This is a genomic window from Saccharococcus sp. Marseille-Q5394, assembly GCF_946901335.1.
GTDB lineage: Bacteria > Bacillota > Bacilli > Bacillales_A > Planococcaceae > Sporosarcina > Sporosarcina luteola_C.
The window spans coordinates 21,222-37,518 of sequence record NZ_CAMPPQ010000002.1 but is presented as its reverse complement, the minus strand read 5'-3'; the positions used below and the strand labels follow the sequence as shown (position 1 = coordinate 37,518).

Annotated in this window: 15 protein-coding genes; 13 read left to right on the top strand and 2 right to left on the bottom strand. The window is 47.6% G+C overall.

What is annotated here, in order from left to right:
• The first annotated feature begins 10 nt into the window (after positions 1 to 10).
• The 8 genes from OC538_RS10635 (at position 11) to hepT (ending at position 7,831) form a co-directional block, all read left to right on the top strand.
• Complete coding sequence (locus OC538_RS10635; protein WP_251697072.1) at positions 11 to 970, top strand: ribose-phosphate diphosphokinase; 960 nt, start codon at positions 11 to 13, stop codon at positions 968 to 970.
• Positions 971 to 1,053: 83 nt separating this feature from the next.
• Positions 1,054 to 1,686, top strand: coding sequence for a 50S ribosomal protein L25/general stress protein Ctc (locus OC538_RS10630; protein WP_251697074.1), 633 nt, complete (start codon positions 1,054 to 1,056; stop codon positions 1,684 to 1,686).
• A gap of 72 nt (positions 1,687 to 1,758) precedes the next feature.
• The gene (pth, locus tag OC538_RS10625) at positions 1,759 to 2,322 is read left to right on the top strand and encodes an aminoacyl-tRNA hydrolase (protein ID WP_251697075.1); all 564 of its coding nucleotides are present in this window, start codon (positions 1,759 to 1,761) and stop codon (positions 2,320 to 2,322) included.
• Positions 2,323 to 2,378: 56 nt separating this feature from the next.
• Positions 2,379 to 2,618: an anti-sigma-F factor Fin gene (locus OC538_RS10620; RefSeq protein WP_251697077.1), complete on the top strand. Its 240-nt coding sequence runs from the start codon at positions 2,379 to 2,381 to the stop codon at positions 2,616 to 2,618.
• Between the two features lie 79 nt (positions 2,619 to 2,697).
• Positions 2,698 to 6,231 carry a transcription-repair coupling factor gene (gene mfd / locus OC538_RS10615; RefSeq protein ID WP_251697079.1) on the top strand — a complete coding sequence of 1,178 codons (3,534 nt, stop codon included), beginning with the start codon at positions 2,698 to 2,700 and terminating at the stop codon, positions 6,229 to 6,231.
• Between the two features lie 88 nt (positions 6,232 to 6,319).
• Complete coding sequence (spoVT, locus tag OC538_RS10610; RefSeq protein ID WP_060205952.1) at positions 6,320 to 6,856, top strand: stage V sporulation protein T; 537 nt, start codon at positions 6,320 to 6,322, stop codon at positions 6,854 to 6,856.
• 155 nt (positions 6,857 to 7,011) lie between these two features.
• Positions 7,012 to 7,422: a type VII toxin-antitoxin system MntA family adenylyltransferase antitoxin gene (gene mntA / locus OC538_RS10605; RefSeq protein WP_262175333.1), complete on the top strand. Its 411-nt coding sequence runs from the start codon at positions 7,012 to 7,014 to the stop codon at positions 7,420 to 7,422.
• Positions 7,415 to 7,831, top strand: coding sequence for a type VII toxin-antitoxin system HepT family RNase toxin (hepT, locus tag OC538_RS10600; RefSeq protein WP_251697124.1), 417 nt, complete (start codon positions 7,415 to 7,417; stop codon positions 7,829 to 7,831). The genes mntA and hepT overlap by 8 nt, the downstream gene beginning before the upstream one ends.
• 67 nt (positions 7,832 to 7,898) lie before the next feature.
• Here hepT and OC538_RS10595 read toward each other — a convergent pair whose 3' ends face one another.
• Both OC538_RS10595 and OC538_RS10590 read right to left on the bottom strand, forming a co-directional pair.
• Positions 7,899 to 8,591: a hypothetical protein gene (locus OC538_RS10595; RefSeq protein WP_251697083.1), complete on the bottom strand. Its 693-nt coding sequence runs from the start codon at positions 8,589 to 8,591 to the stop codon at positions 7,899 to 7,901.
• Complete coding sequence (locus tag OC538_RS10590) at positions 8,584 to 9,408, bottom strand: ABC transporter ATP-binding protein (RefSeq protein ID WP_251697085.1); 825 nt, start codon at positions 9,406 to 9,408, stop codon at positions 8,584 to 8,586. Before OC538_RS10590 ends, OC538_RS10595 begins: the two co-directional genes overlap by 8 nt.
• A gap of 175 nt (positions 9,409 to 9,583) precedes the next feature.
• On the opposite strand from OC538_RS10590, the gene OC538_RS10585 reads away from it, so the two are divergent.
• The 5 genes from OC538_RS10585 to OC538_RS10565 all read left to right on the top strand — a co-directional run bounded on the left by OC538_RS10585 (position 9,584) and on the right by OC538_RS10565 (position 16,255).
• Complete coding sequence (locus OC538_RS10585; protein ID WP_251697087.1) at positions 9,584 to 10,570, top strand: ABC transporter substrate-binding protein; 987 nt, start codon at positions 9,584 to 9,586, stop codon at positions 10,568 to 10,570.
• A gap of 38 nt (positions 10,571 to 10,608) precedes the next feature.
• The gene (locus tag OC538_RS10580) at positions 10,609 to 12,534 is read left to right on the top strand and encodes an iron ABC transporter permease (RefSeq protein WP_251697125.1); all 1,926 of its coding nucleotides are present in this window, start codon (positions 10,609 to 10,611) and stop codon (positions 12,532 to 12,534) included.
• Positions 12,535 to 12,912: 378 nt separating this feature from the next.
• Positions 12,913 to 14,505, top strand: a complete 1,593-nt coding sequence (locus OC538_RS10575) for a polysaccharide biosynthesis protein (RefSeq protein ID WP_251697089.1) — start codon at positions 12,913 to 12,915, stop codon at positions 14,503 to 14,505.
• A 5-nt stretch (positions 14,506 to 14,510) separates the two neighbouring features.
• Positions 14,511 to 15,968, top strand: a complete 1,458-nt coding sequence (gene mazG, locus OC538_RS10570) for a nucleoside triphosphate pyrophosphohydrolase (protein WP_251697091.1) — start codon at positions 14,511 to 14,513, stop codon at positions 15,966 to 15,968.
• Entirely contained in the window at positions 15,965 to 16,255 is a 291-nt protein-coding gene (locus OC538_RS10565) for an RNA-binding S4 domain-containing protein (protein WP_251697093.1), read from the top strand. Before mazG ends, OC538_RS10565 begins: the two co-directional genes overlap by 4 nt.
• Positions 16,256 to 16,297: the final 42 nt, after the last annotated feature.

Here is a 16,297-nt window from a genome sequence, read left to right as displayed (position 1 = left end):
GGGGACCATGATGGCTAATCATTATCCTAATGATAAACTGAAGATATTCTCTTTAAATTCCAACGAATCACTTGCACGAGAAGTAGCGGACGAGATTGGACGCCCACTTGGCAAGTGCTCTGTCAAGCGCTTTAGCGATGGAGAAATTCAAATCAATATCGAAGAAAGTATCCGGGGTTGCGATGTTTTTGTCATCCAATCAACCTCCTATCCAGTCAATGATAACCTAATGGAGCTCCTTATCATGATTGATGCATTGATGCGCGCATCAGCCCGTACAATCAATGTAGTTATGCCTTACTATGGTTATGCACGTCAAGACCGTAAAGCGCGTTCCCGTGAACCGATCACGGCGAAGCTTGTGGCCAACTTGCTTGAAAAAGCAGGTGCTGACCGCGTAATTGCTATTGATTTGCATGCACCGCAAATCCAAGGCTTCTTTGATATTCCGATCGACCATCTCGTAGCAGAACCGATTTTGACGGAATACTTCAAAGGAAAAGGCTTGGAGGGCAACGAGCTTGTCATCGTCTCTCCAGATCATGGCGGAGTAACACGGGCACGGAAGATGGCGGATCGTATGAAAGCACCAATCGCCATCATTGACAAACGCCGTCCACGTCCAAATGTTGCCGAAGTGATGAGCATCGTAGGGAACGTCGAAGGGAAAACAGCTATTTTGATCGACGATATCATCGATACTGCCGGAACGATTACAATCGCAGCGAACGCGATCATCGAGAGTGGCGCGAAGGAAGTGTACGCTTGCTGTACGCATCCGGTATTATCCGGCCCTGCCATCGAAAGAATCGACAATTCCCAAATCAAGGAATTGATCATTACGAATTCGATCGAACTGCCGGAAAGCAAAAGATCCCCAAAAATCAAGCAATTATCGATTGCAAAGCTTTTGGGTGAAGCAGTTATCCGGGTATTTGAAAAGAAATCTGTCAGTACATTGTTTGAATAAGCAAGCCAGTTAGTTTCATGTCGTCTGATTTTGGGTATTTCAAGAGATAGAATAACTTTTTTTTAAGAAAGGTGACTACACAAATGAGTACAGCAATTCAGTCGAAATCAAGAGAAGTGAAAACGAGATCAGCATTAACAGCACTTAGAAATGAAGGGTTCATCCCATCAGTCGTTTATGGATATAATACAGAATCTACACCGATTGCCGTAAAAGAGAGCGATTTACTGAAAACATTGCGGGAAGTCGGACGCAATGGTGTTCTCAAGCTCGAAGTAGATGGCAAGCAATTGAACGTCGTTTTAAATGATTTCCAAGAGGATGCTTTAATAGGCGATATCCGCCACGCGGACTTCCTCGCAATTGATATGGCAGAAGAGCTTGAAGTCGACGTTACGGTACATCTTGTCGGCAACTCCATCGGCGAGAAGGAAGGCGGCGTCGTACAGCAGCCGAACCGCGAAGTGACGATCAAAGTCAAACCTTCGGATATTCCGGAGTCGTTTGAAGTTGATATTTCCGAGATGCAAATCGGCGACACGATGACAGTTGCAGACGTACGTGCGAAATCTAAGTTTGAAATACTTTCTGATGATGAGTACGCACTCGTTCTTATCTCCGCTCCACGTTCAGAAGCGGAAATGGAAGAGCTTGAAGCTGATACTGGTGCTGCGGATGCAGAACCGGAAGTCATCGGTGGTAAAGAGGAAGAATAATAAGCAGCAGTTGGAGCGCACGTGCAAAGCGTGCGCCCTTTTTCTAATTAATTCAAAAGGAAGATACGCCTTATGAAAATGATAATCGGCCTCGGAAACCCGGGGAAGCAATATGAGAAGACTCGGCATAACGTCGGATTCCATGCTATCGATGAATTGGCCCGTCGACTTGACGCGCCTGCCATGCAATTGAAATTCAATGGCGCTTATACGATCATCCACCGTCCGGAAGGAAAAGTGATGCTCGTCAAACCTTTGACATATATGAATCTATCCGGGGAATGTGTCGGTCCTCTCATGGATTACTACAATGTGGAACTCGATGACATCGTTGTACTATACGATGACCTTGACCTCATTCCAGGCAAATTACGGCTGCGCCAAAAAGGAAGTGCCGGCGGCCATAACGGCATGAAATCGTTAATTGCCCATCTTGGCTCGGATTCCTTCAACAGGATTCGCATCGGAATCGGTCGTCCGACAGGCGGCATGAAAGTGGCCGACTATGTACTTTCCCCATTCAGCAAGGAAGAACAGCCACTTATTGACGAGATGGTTGATAAAAGTGCTTCTGCCTGTATGGACTGGCTTAACAGGCCGTTTTTAGATGTAATGAATAACTATAATGGTTCATAAGGAATAATCACCGGCTCCCTAGCCTATACTTTGTTAAAAAGGGGTCGATGAAACCGATGAAACCGAATGACGTTCGTTATTCATGCAGGCATTGCAACACAGAGGTCGGCAGCATCCCACTAGCTTCTGCCGAAGAGATCCTCCGGGAACTTAAAAAGGCGGAAGATGGGCAAGGCGACCACTTTCTAGAATATGATGAGAATGGTTCAATGACGGTGCGTTGCATTTGTGAGCAATGTGAACAGTCGCTGCGAATGAATCCTGATTACTATGCATTACGGAAATGGCTGCAATAGAATTTTCTGCTTTGGCGTATCGAGCGCGCAAAGCTTTTTTCACTTCATTTTATTTACTGCAAAGCGAGGAAAATAATCATTGGATGCGCTCATAGATTTATTTCTACAAGACAAAGAGATTACTAAAGTTGTTGAGGAGTTAAAAACAGGACAGGACCGCCAATTGCTGGCGGGGCTATCGGGTGGCGCAAAGGCCGTCTTTTTCAAGACTGTCCAGCAGTCAGCTGAGAAGCCGATCCTGATCATCACTCCCAACATGCTGCAAGCACAACGTACATACGAAGACCTTGTGAAGATGCTCGGCGACTCACTCGTTCATTTGTATCCGGCAGAGGAATTGATCGCTGCCGATTTTTCTGTGTCCAGTTATGAACTGCGCGCAAACCGAATAGATACGCTCGATCATATGGCGCGCATCGGCAAAGGAATCTATATTACGCCTGTCGCGGGAATGAAGAAACTACTTCCTCCGAAAGAGAGATGGCTCGAAAATTCCTTGTCCGTCCATTTGGATGACAGCATTGATGTGGACGAATGCATCCGGAAGCTTGTGGAAATGGGCTATGGGAGACAGGAGATGGTAACCGCACCGGGCGATTTCGCTCTGAGGGGCGGCATTTTGGACGTGTATCCATTGAATATGGAAAACCCGATCCGAATTGAGCTGTTTGACACGGATGTCGACTCCATCCGCATGTTCTCTGCGGAAGATCAGCGCTCAACCGATAAACTGACAGAAGTGACAATCCTTCCTGCAACGGAACATGTTTGGGACGCCACGGAATTATCTCATATCGCCTCGAACTTAGAGGACGCCCTTCGTACAAGCCTGAAGCGGATGAAAAATGAAGAGGCAAAAGAATCCCTTACGGTGAATATAACCCGGGATATCGGGCTTTTGCGAGACGGCATCACGCCGGAAGGGATGATGAAGCATGTATCGTTTTCAGACCGTGTCCCATCCTATCTTGGTGATTATTTTCCCGAAGATGGCATTGTTCTATTCGACGAAATCGGACGGATCCTTGAAGTGTCTTCCTCTCTTGAAAGTGAAGAGAAGGAATGGTTTCTGACGCTTCTTGAGGAAGGAAAAATCGTCCATGACGCGAAAATCTCGTTTTCATTCGAAGAGATGCATAAAATGCTCGATCAGCCCAAATCATACTTATCATTGTTTGTAAGAGCTGTGCCGGGTATCGTCCTAAAGAAAACGGTCTCGTTCTCTTGCAAACCGATGCAGGAATTTCATGGGCAGATGAACTTGTTGAAAAATGAAATGGATCGTTGGCAGCAAGGAAAATACAATATCTTTATCGTTGCTGATGGGAAAGAACGGATGGCGAAGGTCCAATCGATTCTTAGAGACTATGAGATGGATGCGGCAGTGAGCGGCAAGCCGACAGGCGCGGGAACGATTTCAATCATCGAAGGGGATCTGTCCGCAGGATTCGAATTGCCTTTTCAACGTCTAGCGGTCATTACGGACGCGGAGCTGTTCAAAGGGAAACCGAAGCGGAAAGCCCGTCCTCAAAAAATGACAAACGCAGAGCGCATCAAAAGCTATTCGGAAATCAAACCTGGCGACCATATCGTCCACGTCCATCACGGAATCGGTAAGTATTATGGCGTTGTGACACTCGAAGTGGGCGGCGTCCATAAAGACTATCTGGATATCCGCTATCGTGGGGAGGATAAACTTTTCGTCCCTGCGGACCAAATCGACTTGATTCAGAAATACGTCGCGTCCGGGGAGAGGGAGCCGAAACTCCATAAACTCGGGGGTGCGGAATGGAAAAAGACAAAAAGCAAGGTGTCATCCGCAGTCAAGGATATTGCGGACGATCTGATCAAGCTCTATGCGCAGCGCGAGGCTGAAAAAGGGTTTGCATTCTCGCAAGATGATGATCTAATGCGTTCCTTTGAAAATGCATTCCCATACGACGAGACGGAAGATCAGTTGCGTTCCATCGAGGAAGTAAAACGGGATATGGAGAGAGAGCGTCCGATGGATCGGCTTCTTTGCGGCGATGTCGGATATGGGAAGACGGAAGTGGCGATTCGTGCAGCGTTCAAGGCAGTCGCGGATGGCAAGCAAGTCGCGTTCCTCGTTCCAACAACGATTCTTGCCCAACAGCATTACGAAACGATGAAGGAACGGTTCTCCGGATTTCCGGTGGAAGTGTCTTTATTGAACCGCTTCCGTACGCGGAAAGAGCAGACGGAAACGTTGAAAGGGTTGAAGGCAGGTACGATTGACATTGTCGTCGGTACCCACCGCCTCCTTTCTAAGGACGTCGCGTATAAAGATCTCGGCTTGCTCATCGTCGATGAAGAGCAGCGGTTTGGCGTGACGCATAAGGAAAAGCTCAAGCAGCTGAAAACGAATGTGGACGTCCTTACATTGACGGCGACGCCGATACCAAGGACGTTGCATATGTCGATGCTCGGCGTCCGGGATTTGTCCGTCATCGAAACGCCTCCAGCGAACCGTTTCCCGGTCCAGACATATGTCATGGAGCATAACTTCGGTCTTGTCAGGGAAGCGATTGAGCGCGAGCTGGGACGTGGTGGCCAAGTGTTCTATCTATATAACCGCGTCGAAGACATGACGCGCAAAGTCGATGAAATCAAGCAGCTAGTCCCGGAAGCGCGTGTCGCCTTTGCGCACGGGCAAATGAATGAGTCGACTCTTGAATCCGTAATTCTAAGTTTCCTGGAAGGCGAATACGACGTCCTTGTGACGACGACAATCATCGAGACGGGAATCGATATTCCGAATGTCAACACGCTCATCGTCCATGATGCTGACCGCATGGGCTTATCCCAGCTGTATCAGCTGCGCGGACGAGTCGGCCGGTCTAACCGTGTTGCATACGGCTACTTCCTCTATCAGCGTGACAAAGTGCTGACAGAAGTGGCGGAAAACCGACTGCAGGCAATCAAAGAATTTACGGAGCTTGGATCTGGGTTCAAAATCGCGATGCGGGACTTGTCGATCCGTGGAGCGGGGAACTTGCTTGGCTCCCAGCAGCACGGCTTCATCGACTCTGTCGGTTTTGATCTGTACTCACAAATGTTACAAGAGGCAATTGAGGAGAAACAGACGGGCATCGTAAAATCCGAAATTCAGGATGTTGAAATTTCCTTGCCAATTAATGCCTATTTACCGGATTCGTATATTAAAGACGGATTCCAGAAGATCCAAATGTATAAACGGGTGAAAGCAATCGAAAGCGAGGAGGATTACTCCGAGCTCGTCGATGAGATGACCGACCGGTTCGGTGACTTGCCGCTTGAGGCCGACCTGTTGCTTCGTGTCGGAAGGATAAAGGCATGGGGTCGCATGGCGGGTGTCGAATCGATTAAAAAACAACGTTCTGTCATTGAAATCCGCCTAACTGAAGAAGGTACGGCGAAGACGGATGGAGCAAAAATTGTTTCCGACTCCATGGAATTCGGCCGTGCTGTCGGCTTTACGATGGAAGACGGCAGGCTTATCATAACGGTTGATGAGCGCCATACAGGCAAAAAGACGGAATTTGACGTTCTTGAGGAGATGATGAGGATTCTGCATTCGTCTATCAAAGAGTCCGTTTCCACAGATTCCGTCTAAAGGAACTATTGCATAAAATGTCCAAGCATGATGCATACTATATCCGAACGGAAAACGGTTTTAATTTTTGGAAAGTGAGGCATCATGCATGAAAGCAACAGGAATCGTGCGCAGAATTGATGATCTGGGGAGGGTGGTCATCCCGAAAGAGATCAGACGGACGCTTCGCATACGCGAAGGGGACCCGCTTGAAATCTTCACCGACAGGGATGGCGAGGTAATCCTAAAGAAATATTCCCCTATTTCCGAGCTCGGTCAATTTGCGAAAGAGTACGCAGAAACACTATACGAAACCCTCGGAACACCCGCCCTGATCAGTGACAGGGATGAAATGATCGCCGTATCCGGATTATCGAAAAAAGATTATTTGAATCGCCAATTGGCTCCGGACGTGGAAGATATTTTAAAGGGCCGCACCATCGTTACGGAAAAACTTGAAAAAGCAGTAGAATGGGTCCCTGGACAAGTCGAGCAAGTGAAATCCTACTGCATCGCTCCAATTGTAGCGGGCGGAGACACAATTGGCGCCGTCTATTTATTATCGAAAGTACATTTCATCGGAGAAGCCGAACAAAAAGCAGCAGAAACTGCAGCACATTTTTTGGCGAAACAGATGGAACAATAAAAAGCAGCCTGCACGCACCGGAAGAGTCGGTGCGAGTGGGCTGTTTTTTTCGTGTGAATATTTGTTAGGTGGGCATTACTTGTCACATCTCAATAATTTGAGCGTAGTGCAGTTTTTTACATAAACACTTATACTATTGATAAGGGGTGATACGCTTGCTAACAAATGAAATAAAAGAACAACTTATTAAAAAGGTAAAGCACGAAGTCAATCCTGCTTTCATTATCCTCTTTGGCTCTTTTGCAAAAGGTTCTGTACGTGAAGAGAGTGATATCGATCTTGCTTATTTCAGTAATAAGCAACTATCATCTTATGATCGTTTTCTTCTAACAAATGAACTTGCCTTAATTGGTGAGCGAGAAGTAGATTTAGTTGATATTAAAGAAATTGATACGGTTTTTACGATGCAAATCTTTGCACAAGGTATTCCAATCTATATACAGGATGAAAATGAATTTATCCGTCAAAGAATGAGAGCATTTAGTATGTATGCAACTTTAAATGAGCAACGTGCGGTAATAATTAATGACATTAAAGAAAGGGGAAGTGTGTTTGGGGATGAATGATGTCATTATAAATAAAACGACAATGATTGAACGCTGTTTGAAACGAATTCATGAAGTGTATGAAGGTAACCCGGAAAATTTAAGAGATTTCACAAAGCAAGATAGTATCGTTTTGAACATTCAACGTGCTTGTGAGGCAAGCATTGACTTGGCTATGCATGTAGTAAGTGAACGTAAATTAGGAGTTCCAAAAACGAGTCGCGAAGCATTTAAGCTATTACATGAAGCAGGTTTAATTGAAGCAAGCCTTGCAAAAACCCTAATGAATATGGTTGGCTTCCGCAACATCGTTGTTCATGATTATCAAGCTTTAGAACTTGATATTTTAGAATCAATTCTAAATAAACATATAGACGATTTCAAACAGTTCACAAAGGCGTTATTACAGTTGGAAGATGACCAAGCCTAGGTAATCATCATGAGAAACAATAAAAAACAGCCTAAACGTACCGGAAAATCGATGCGGGTAGGCTGTTTTATGTTCTGTTTAACGGACAATACGGACATTTCTCCGTATCTGGCAGTTCCTTTAATAGGCAGCAAGTCGTCCGTTTGTAGTTTGCCATGGCGGCAAGTGGCTCTTCATTCTGCAAATACTGTTTAAAGGGCGAGCGCCTCATATGCGGCTTCCATGTTTCATTATCCAATAAGAAATCGAGGTCGCTTTGTGCCGAGGGGCACTCTTCGTTAAGAAGCATGGAGTACATCCATAGCACATAGCCCCATACATTCTCCCATAGGATCAGCTTGGAAACATGCGCGCGCTTGCTCATATATTCGACGACTGGATGTCCGTATTGCTCGAGAATGAAACAAACCGCTTCGTGCCGGTCTTGGACACCCTCGAAAGAATCAGGCGGGATGGTAAACTGGATTGTCCCGTTTTCGATGAATAAAGAGACGTCCTCCAACTTGCCGGTAAAGAGCAAGTTGGAATTGCTGAGCATATGGAAGAGGCCCGTAATGAAGAATCCGTGCCTCCTCATATAAATGGAAGCCGCCACGGCATCTGTCGGCGCGTTGGTTAACGTTTGAATCTCCGAAAATAATTCAGTACCGGCCGTTTCCGACAAGATTGCATGGACGTTCGTGAATGCATCAGGCTGCCTGTTCAGAAACACGCCAAATCGTTCAAATGATGCAATGTGCTCGTCGTTCAGCTTAGGCACCTGTATTGCTCCTTACTTCCTGCACGACGCAGCGTCCACGACCGTATGGAACGCAATGCGGCGTTCCGAAAAGGGGATCCGTCGACACTTGACATTCCATGCCGAAAACCGCGCGGACGAGATCGCAAGTGATGATATTCTCAGGTCTGCCTTGCGAATAAACACCGCCGTCTTTAATAGCGACAATATTATGGGCATAACGGGAAGCCAAATTCAGATCATGGAGCACCATGACGATTGTGCGGCCTTTTTGTTCATTCAACTCAAACAAGAGGTCCAAAATTTCGATTTGGTGCGTCATGTCTAGATATGTCGTAGGCTCATCCAACAGAATGACGTCAGTATCTTGGGCAAGTGTCATCGCAATCCACGTACGCTGGCGCTGGCCACCGGATAAAGTATCGATCGCCTGGTCACGAAGGTCGCTAATTTTCGTCGCCTCCATCGCTGCCTCGACCTTTTTCGTATCTTCCGCTGTCCAGCGGGAAAGCCATGATTGGTGAGGATACCGTCCTTGTTTAACGAGGTCGTGAACCGTCAATCCTTCAGGTGAGACGGGACCTTGGGGAAGGATGCCCATCTTCTTCGCGACACTGCGAGAAGACATGGAATGAATATCTTTCCCTTCCAGCAAGACGGAGCCGTCCGAAGGCTTCAATAAACGGGCGATTGAACGGAGCAATGTGGACTTACCGCAACCATTGCTGCCGACGAAGACGGTAATCTCGCCACGAGGAATTGCCAAATTCAAATTCTCGAAAAGAAGACGATCTTCATAACCGATAGAAAGGTCTTTTGTATTTATAGTAGGGTGCATACTAGAATGCCTCCGTTTCATTTATCCTAAAAGGAATGAACTTATTACTAAGAAGCATATCATAATCCCAACCAATTGAGAATGATAATCATTAATTTCTTGAAAACACTTTACAAATGACGGACCAAAAGATTACACTACTAATTGATAACGATTATCAACGTGGAGGTAAAACATGAATAGATATATGAAAGCATTCTTATTGCTGGCTCTCAGTGTGATTTTGGTGGCCGGTTGTTCATCGAAGAAAACGGAAGATAAAGGCGCAGGCGGCGAGACGTCTGAAAACAGTGTTACGATCGTAGGTTCGAACGGCGAAGTGACGCTTGATAAGCCTGCTAAGAAAGTCGTCGTCCTCGAGTGGACGTATGCGGAAGATCTGCTGGCACTCGGCATGCAGCCTGCGGGAATGGCGGATATCCAGGAATACCATAACTGGGTGAATATCGACGCTGAATTGAGCGCTGATGTCGCTGATGTAGGTGGAAGACAAGAACCGAATTTAGAAGCGATCGCTGCGCTTGAGCCGGATTTGATCATCGGTGTCAGCTTCCGTCACGATGCGATGCTGAAAGATTTGGAGAAAATTGCTCCGACAGTCATCTTCAATCCATATCCCGAAGACGAGTCCATTGACTTGTATAAGGAAATGACGACGACATTCAATGAAATCGCGAAGGCTGTAGACAAGACGGATGAAGCTGAAAAAGTGTTGGCGCACTTAGATGAGAAATACGAGGAGGCGAAAGCTGAAATCGAGAAAGCTGACCTGAAGACGAAGGATGTCATCTTGACGCTCGCTTACACAGGTCCTCAAGCGCCGGAAATTCGGGTGTTCACACCGAACTCCATGGCTTCTCAAATCCTTGAGAAGATCGGCTTGAAAAACGTACACGTGCCGGATCAGTTTGAAGTATTCGGATCGAGCACATTCAATGTCGAAGGGTTGACGAAGTACGAAGATGCAAACTATTTGTATACGGTGCAGGAAGAAGACAATGTATACGAAAAGCAATTGAAAGATAATGCTGTTTGGAAAAACTTAAATTTCGTAAAAGAAGACCGACTATTTAACCTCGGCGAGGATACTTGGTTGTATGGAGGTCCGCTGTCAGCCGAAACTTTGTTGAATCAAATCGTCGATACGATGGTCAATAAATAATGGCGGGAAAGGCTTCAGGGAAAAAATCGTTGTTCGTTATGATCATCGGTCTTTTCCTGTTGTTCGTTTTATCTTTCATCCATCTGACGCAAGGTCAAGCTGATTACACAGTTTCCCAACTTTTGAAGGAGGTTTGGGTGGAGGGGCGCATTCAAGATATCGTGCTTTCCCTCCGGCTACCGCGTCTGGCAATCGGTATTTTAGCAGGCGGGGCGCTCGCTGTGGCGGGTGCGATATTACAGACGTTGACGAACAACCCGTTGGCGTCCGCAAGTACACTTGGCATCAATGCAGGTGCGTATTTCTTTGTCGTTGTTTCGATGATCTTCTTTCCGTCTGTCCTTGGAGATTTCCCTTTTTTAGTTGCGCTTGCAGGTGCCGTGCTTTCGTCCGTACTCGTCGTCACTCTGGCAGGGAAGCAGATGGAGCCTGTACGCGTCGCCTTGACGGGGATGATCATCTCTTTGCTGTTTGCATCCATGACAGGCTCGTTGCAGCTGTTGTTTGAGAATCAGACAAACGGCCTCTTTTTATGGGGATCGGGTACGCTTGTGCAGCTGAATTGGAGCGGCGTTGCGTTTGCGGGTCCGATGATCATTATTCTGTTCATCGCCGCGTTAGGCATTGCGAAACCGATGGATATTCTATCGTTAGGTGAAGATGTTGCGTCTTCGCTTGGTCAAAACGTTCGTATCGTTAAATTAATTGCGTGGGCTGCAGCGATTTTGCTTGCGGCGACGACGGTCAGTGTTGTCGGTCCGATCGGGTTCATCGGTTTGATGGCTCCGCATATCGTCCGGATGCTTGGTGTCCGCGGCCATTTGCATGTCTTCCTGCAATCGTTCTTATGGGGAAGTGTAATGATGATCGGGGCGGACGTGCTCGGCCGGTTGATCCAGCCGGGACAGGAAGTGCCTGTCGGTGCAATGACGGCATTGGCTGGCGGACCTTGGCTGCTTTATTTGGCTTGGAAGACGGCGAAGTCACATACGAAAGGCGATCGCCAAATGGGCGGCACGTTGAAGCCGGTCAAACTGCCGGTCGTCATTTCGATCGTTACGATTTTAATTGTCGCTGTCTTTGCATTGGCATTATCCTATAACGGAATGGCATGGTCGCTCGATTGGATGAAACCGGTCGTCTGGAATTTCCGGGTGCCGCGTGTGCTTACGGCATTCATCATCGGCGTGATGCTTGCGCTTGCCGGTGTTTTATTGCAAGGCGTCTTACGGAATCCGTTGGCGGATGCAAGTGTGTTGGGCGTTACCTCGATGGGTGGTGCCGGGGCGATGCTGCTATTGGTCGCAATCCCTGCAATCCCTGTTCAATATATGCCGCTTGGAGCGGTAGTAGGAGCCGCCGTTGCTCTTGGCATCATTATGGTGACGGCTTGGAAAAACAATTTCCAGCCGATGCTCGTTGCGTTGATGGGGATCGCGATATCGGCATTCGGCTCTGCCGCAACACAAGTGTTCGTCGTAAAGGCGAAATTGGCGGTCGCTTCAGCGCTCGTCTGGCTATCTGGCAGCACGTACGGAAAAGGCTGGGAAGATGTGCAGCTGTCGTTATGGTTGCTCGTTCTGCTCATCGGTCCTGCCGTCTATTTGACGCGGAGCTTAGATGTGTTGACGTTCGGGGATGACGTGGCATCTGGTCTCGGCTTATCCGTCAAATCGACGCGCGTCTGGGCGCTGATTGTCGGAGTCGCAATCAGTACAGCAGGAGTCGCGATTGTCGGAACAATCGGCTTCGTCGGGTTGGTTTCGCCTCACATCGCCCGTAGATTAGTAGGTTTCCGCCATTTGCCGCTACTTGTCGTCTCAGGCTTGTTGGGCGGACTGCTCTTAGTGACTGCGGATTTTGTCGGACGGATTGCCATCGCGCCAAAAGACATCCCGAGTGGACTTATCGTTGCACTCATTGGAACGCCGTATTTGTTGTATTTATTGAGGAAAATGAAATGACACAGCCACACGCTCATCTGCAACGGAGGGTGTGGCTGTTTTTGGAATGAGAGCTATTTGCAAGGGAACGAGAACTTATTCGGAGTAAACGAGAACTCTTCGCTGAAGAATGAGAACAATTCAAGGTTAAACGAGAACTTCTCGTCCTTAACGAGAACTCATTCAGCATAAATGAGAACTTTTTGCGCCAGAACGAGAACTCGTGTTGAGGGAGTGGACCCCATCTTGGAATAAATGGACCTTGGCCGCAAAAGAATGGGCCTTTTAAGAATAAAGAGGATCTTTTGCCATCGCGAGCTTACTCTATCAATTCACCGGAACAGATTTTGCCGGAAATGCTATACTGGAAACAAAGAAAACATCGAAAGAGGCGCAGTTATGTCCAAAGCGGATTGGAATATGAAAACATTCATGAAAGGTGCATCGATTTTGACGATTTCGGCCATCATCGTCAAGCTGCTGGCGGCGGTATACCGGATTCCGTTCCAAAACCTTGTCGGGGATAAAGGATTTTTCATTTACCAGCAAGTGTATCCGTTCATCGGAATTTTCATCGTGTGGACATCGTACGGCTTTGCGGTGGCAGTCTCGAAGTTGCTCGCGGGCAGCGCAAGCGACGGAGAAGCGAAGGCGATCAAGCGGGTTGCCTTTCTCTATTTAGCCGGACTGTCTATATCATTTTTCATCATTCTCACGACGTTCGCTCCGTTTTTCGCACAGGCGATGGGAGATCCTGAACTGGTCTCACTTCTTCGTGCAGGTGCTTATATCGTGCTCGTCATGCCGATGCTTGCAGTGTTGAAAGGTTCATTCCAATCGGAAGGGCAGATGACGCCTGTTGCCGTTTCGAATGTCGGTGAGCAAGTGTTGCGGGTCGCAATCATCCTTATTGGGACATGGGTGGCTGTCCGCGCGGGAGCATCCCTTTACACGGCTGGCGAAGTGGCCATGTGGGGCGCTGTTATGGGCCAGGCGTTAGGTGTTGTCATTCTTGTCCTGTTTTACAGAGATGCATATAAAGGGCCGCATACACAAGTGGATACGTGGCGTGTCGTTAAAGAATTGACGTTTGTCAGTTTGAGCGTCAGCGCAAGCTCGCTTATCTTGCTGCTGTTTCAAATGGCGGATTCGTTTATGATCTACAATAGTTTGCTTGCGAAAGGCTTTGTCGCGGATGCAGCGATGGAAATGAAAGGTATTTATGACCGTGGGCAGCCTCTCGTCCAGATGGGGATTTTGATCGCTTCCACATTGGCGCTCGCAATCGTCCCGCTTATTGCGCATCATGCAGCTAAAAAGGAAGGACGGGGTGCGGAACCGTTTATACAGCTCACATTCCGGACAGCTGTTTTATTCGGATGGGCGGCGGCGGTCGGGCTTGCATTCGTCTTGCCATATGTGAATGAAATGCTGTTTGAGACAAGGGACGGCTCCGCTGCGCTGATCATATTTGCGTTTCAGATCTTTTGGCTGTCGCTCATCTTGCCGTTGACCGCAATTTTACAAGGTGCCGGCAAAGTCAAAATACCGACGCTGTTCCTTCTTGGCGGGCTTGCCGTGAAAATAATCGCGAATCAATTGTTAGTGCCGCTCTATGATGTAACAGGTGCAGCGCTTGCAGGGAATATCGGTTTTGCGGCGATTGCGTTTGGGCTTCTTCTTTATTTCAAAACCGTGTGGCCGATGAAACTGGCACCTAGCCGTTTTTACGGTTGGCTGCTCCTTGCTACACTTGCGATGGCAGCGGTCATTTTCCCTTGGATGCTTGCAGCGGATCAGGTTTTATTCGACAATCTGTCATCGCGAATCAGTGCTACGTTGACAGCATTGACAGCAGTCGCGCTAGGGGCGGGCGTTTTCCTAGTCGTTATCATGAAATCACGTATAATGGCGGAAAAGGAATGGTATTTGCTGCCGTTCGGAAAAAGATTGGCCCGTATACAATTGATTCTCACTAAAAATAGAAGGTGAATAAGATGAATACAATTACGATTATTGGACTTGGTGCGGGAGATCTCGACCAGTTGTCTTTAGGTACATATCGAAAGTTGAAGGAGGCTGAGTTCGTTATTGCGAGGACGGACCAGCATCCGGCCATTGAGGAATTGCGGGCGGAAGGCATGGAAATAGAGAGCTTCGACGCGATTTATATAAAAAACGATGAGTTTGGGCAAGTGTATGAAGAGATTGTTGAGAAAATAGTGTTGATGGCAAACGAAAAGTCAGTAACTTATGTCGTGCCAGGACATCCACTCGTTGCTGAGCGCACAGTGCAATTATTGATTGAAAAAGAACGTGCTGGCATAGTGCAGCTTGAAATCGCAGGGGGGAATAGCTTCCTCGATCCGATCTTTGCAGCGCTCCGGATTGACCCAATTGAGGGGTTCCAACTGCTTGATGGAACGGACATGAAGCGCGATGACGTCACGATGACGCAGCATGTATTGATCGGCCAAGTGTATGATGCATTCATCGCTTCTGAAGTGAAGCTTTCGCTAATGGAGAAGTATGCCTATGACCATCCGGTGACGATTGTGACGGCGGCGGGTTCTTCAATGGAAAATCTTCGGACTGTGCCGTTGTTCGAGTTGGATAGAGAGACGGAAATCGATAATTTGACGACAGTCTATGTACCTCCTGTTCGGGAGCGGGAGGATCGTTTAAAGGAATGGTCGACGTTCCGAGAAATTATAGCCGCATTGCGTGCTCCGGACGGCTGCCCGTGGGACCGCGAGCAGACGCATGAATCGTTGAAGCGGTATTTGATTGAGGAAGCGCATGAACTGCTCGAAGCAATCGATCAAGAAGACGATGAAGGCATCATCGAGGAACTGGGCGACGTGTTGCTGCAAGTGTTCCTGCATGCGCAAATTGGCGAGGATGATGGCTATTTTGCGATGGAAGACGTCCTGCAGTCAGTTGGCGATAAAATGATCCGCCGCCATCCGCATGTGTTCGGCGACCGGGACGTGGAGAACTCGGATGAGGTTTTGAAAAATTGGCAGGAAATCAAGAAAACCGAGAAGCCGCAAGCTGAATCGCTCTTGGATGGACAGGCACGCCACAGTTCGTCGCTGCTCACTTCATTTAACTACCAAAAAGAAGCGGCGAAGGTTGGATTCGATTGGCCGGATATAACAGGCGCTTTCGATAAATTCGAGGAAGAGTGGCAGGAATTCAAGGACGAAGTGGCGAATGGAACGAAGCAGAGCCAGACAGATGAGCTCGGGGATGTCCTATTCACACTCGTCAACTTGTCGAGGTTCTTGAAATTGTCACCCGAGGAAGCGATGGCGCATGCGAATGAGAAATTCAAACGACGCTTTTCGTTCGTCGAGCAAAGCGTAAAGAGTGGTAGAGGGGAATTCTCTGCCTATACTCTCGACGAATTAGAAGAGTTTTGGCAGCAGGCGAAAGGAAGGGAAAAGAAATGAGATTAGATAAGTTTTTAAAGGTGTCACGCTTAATCAAAAGACGGACATTGGCGAAGCAAGTGGCCGACCAAGGCCGTATTACAATCAATGGCAAGGTGTCGAAAGCATCGTCCGTCGTGAAACCTGGCGACGAGCTGGCTATCCGCTTTGGACAAAAGATTGTTACAGTAAGTGTCGATATGTTGAAGGAATCAACGAAGAAGGAAGATGCCGCGTCGATGTTTACAATCTTGAAAGAAGAGAAGCTGGACAAGGTGGAACCTGAATTTATTGACGATGAAGATTGAGGGCATGACAGGAACTTTTCCTGTCATGTTTTTTTGTTTGGC

Bases quoted from the DNA above. Each gene is read 5' to 3' on its own strand.
- OC538_RS10585 (WP_251697087.1), top strand. From the start codon at position 9,584: ATGAATAGATATATGAAAGCATTCTTATTGCTGGCTCTCAGTGTGATT.
- OC538_RS10620 (WP_251697077.1), top strand. From the start codon at position 2,379: ATGAAACCGAATGACGTTCGTTATTCATGCAGGCATTGCAACACAGAG.
- OC538_RS10580 (WP_251697125.1), top strand. From the start codon at position 10,609: ATGATCATCGGTCTTTTCCTGTTGTTCGTTTTATCTTTCATCCATCTG.
- OC538_RS10575 (WP_251697089.1), top strand. From the start codon at position 12,913: ATGTCCAAAGCGGATTGGAATATGAAAACATTCATGAAAGGTGCATCG.
- OC538_RS10635 (WP_251697072.1), top strand. From the start codon at position 11: ATGGCTAATCATTATCCTAATGATAAACTGAAGATATTCTCTTTAAAT.
- spoVT (WP_060205952.1), top strand. From the start codon at position 6,320: ATGAAAGCAACAGGAATCGTGCGCAGAATTGATGATCTGGGGAGGGTG.
- hepT (WP_251697124.1), top strand. From the start codon at position 7,415: ATGAATGATGTCATTATAAATAAAACGACAATGATTGAACGCTGTTTG.
- pth (WP_251697075.1), top strand. From the start codon at position 1,759: ATGAAAATGATAATCGGCCTCGGAAACCCGGGGAAGCAATATGAGAAG.
- mazG (WP_251697091.1), top strand. From the start codon at position 14,511: ATGAATACAATTACGATTATTGGACTTGGTGCGGGAGATCTCGACCAG.
- OC538_RS10565 (WP_251697093.1), top strand. From the start codon at position 15,965: ATGAGATTAGATAAGTTTTTAAAGGTGTCACGCTTAATCAAAAGACGG.
- OC538_RS10630 (WP_251697074.1), top strand. From the start codon at position 1,054: ATGAGTACAGCAATTCAGTCGAAATCAAGAGAAGTGAAAACGAGATCA.
- OC538_RS10590 (WP_251697085.1), bottom strand. From the start codon at position 9,408: ATGCACCCTACTATAAATACAAAAGACCTTTCTATCGGTTATGAAGAT.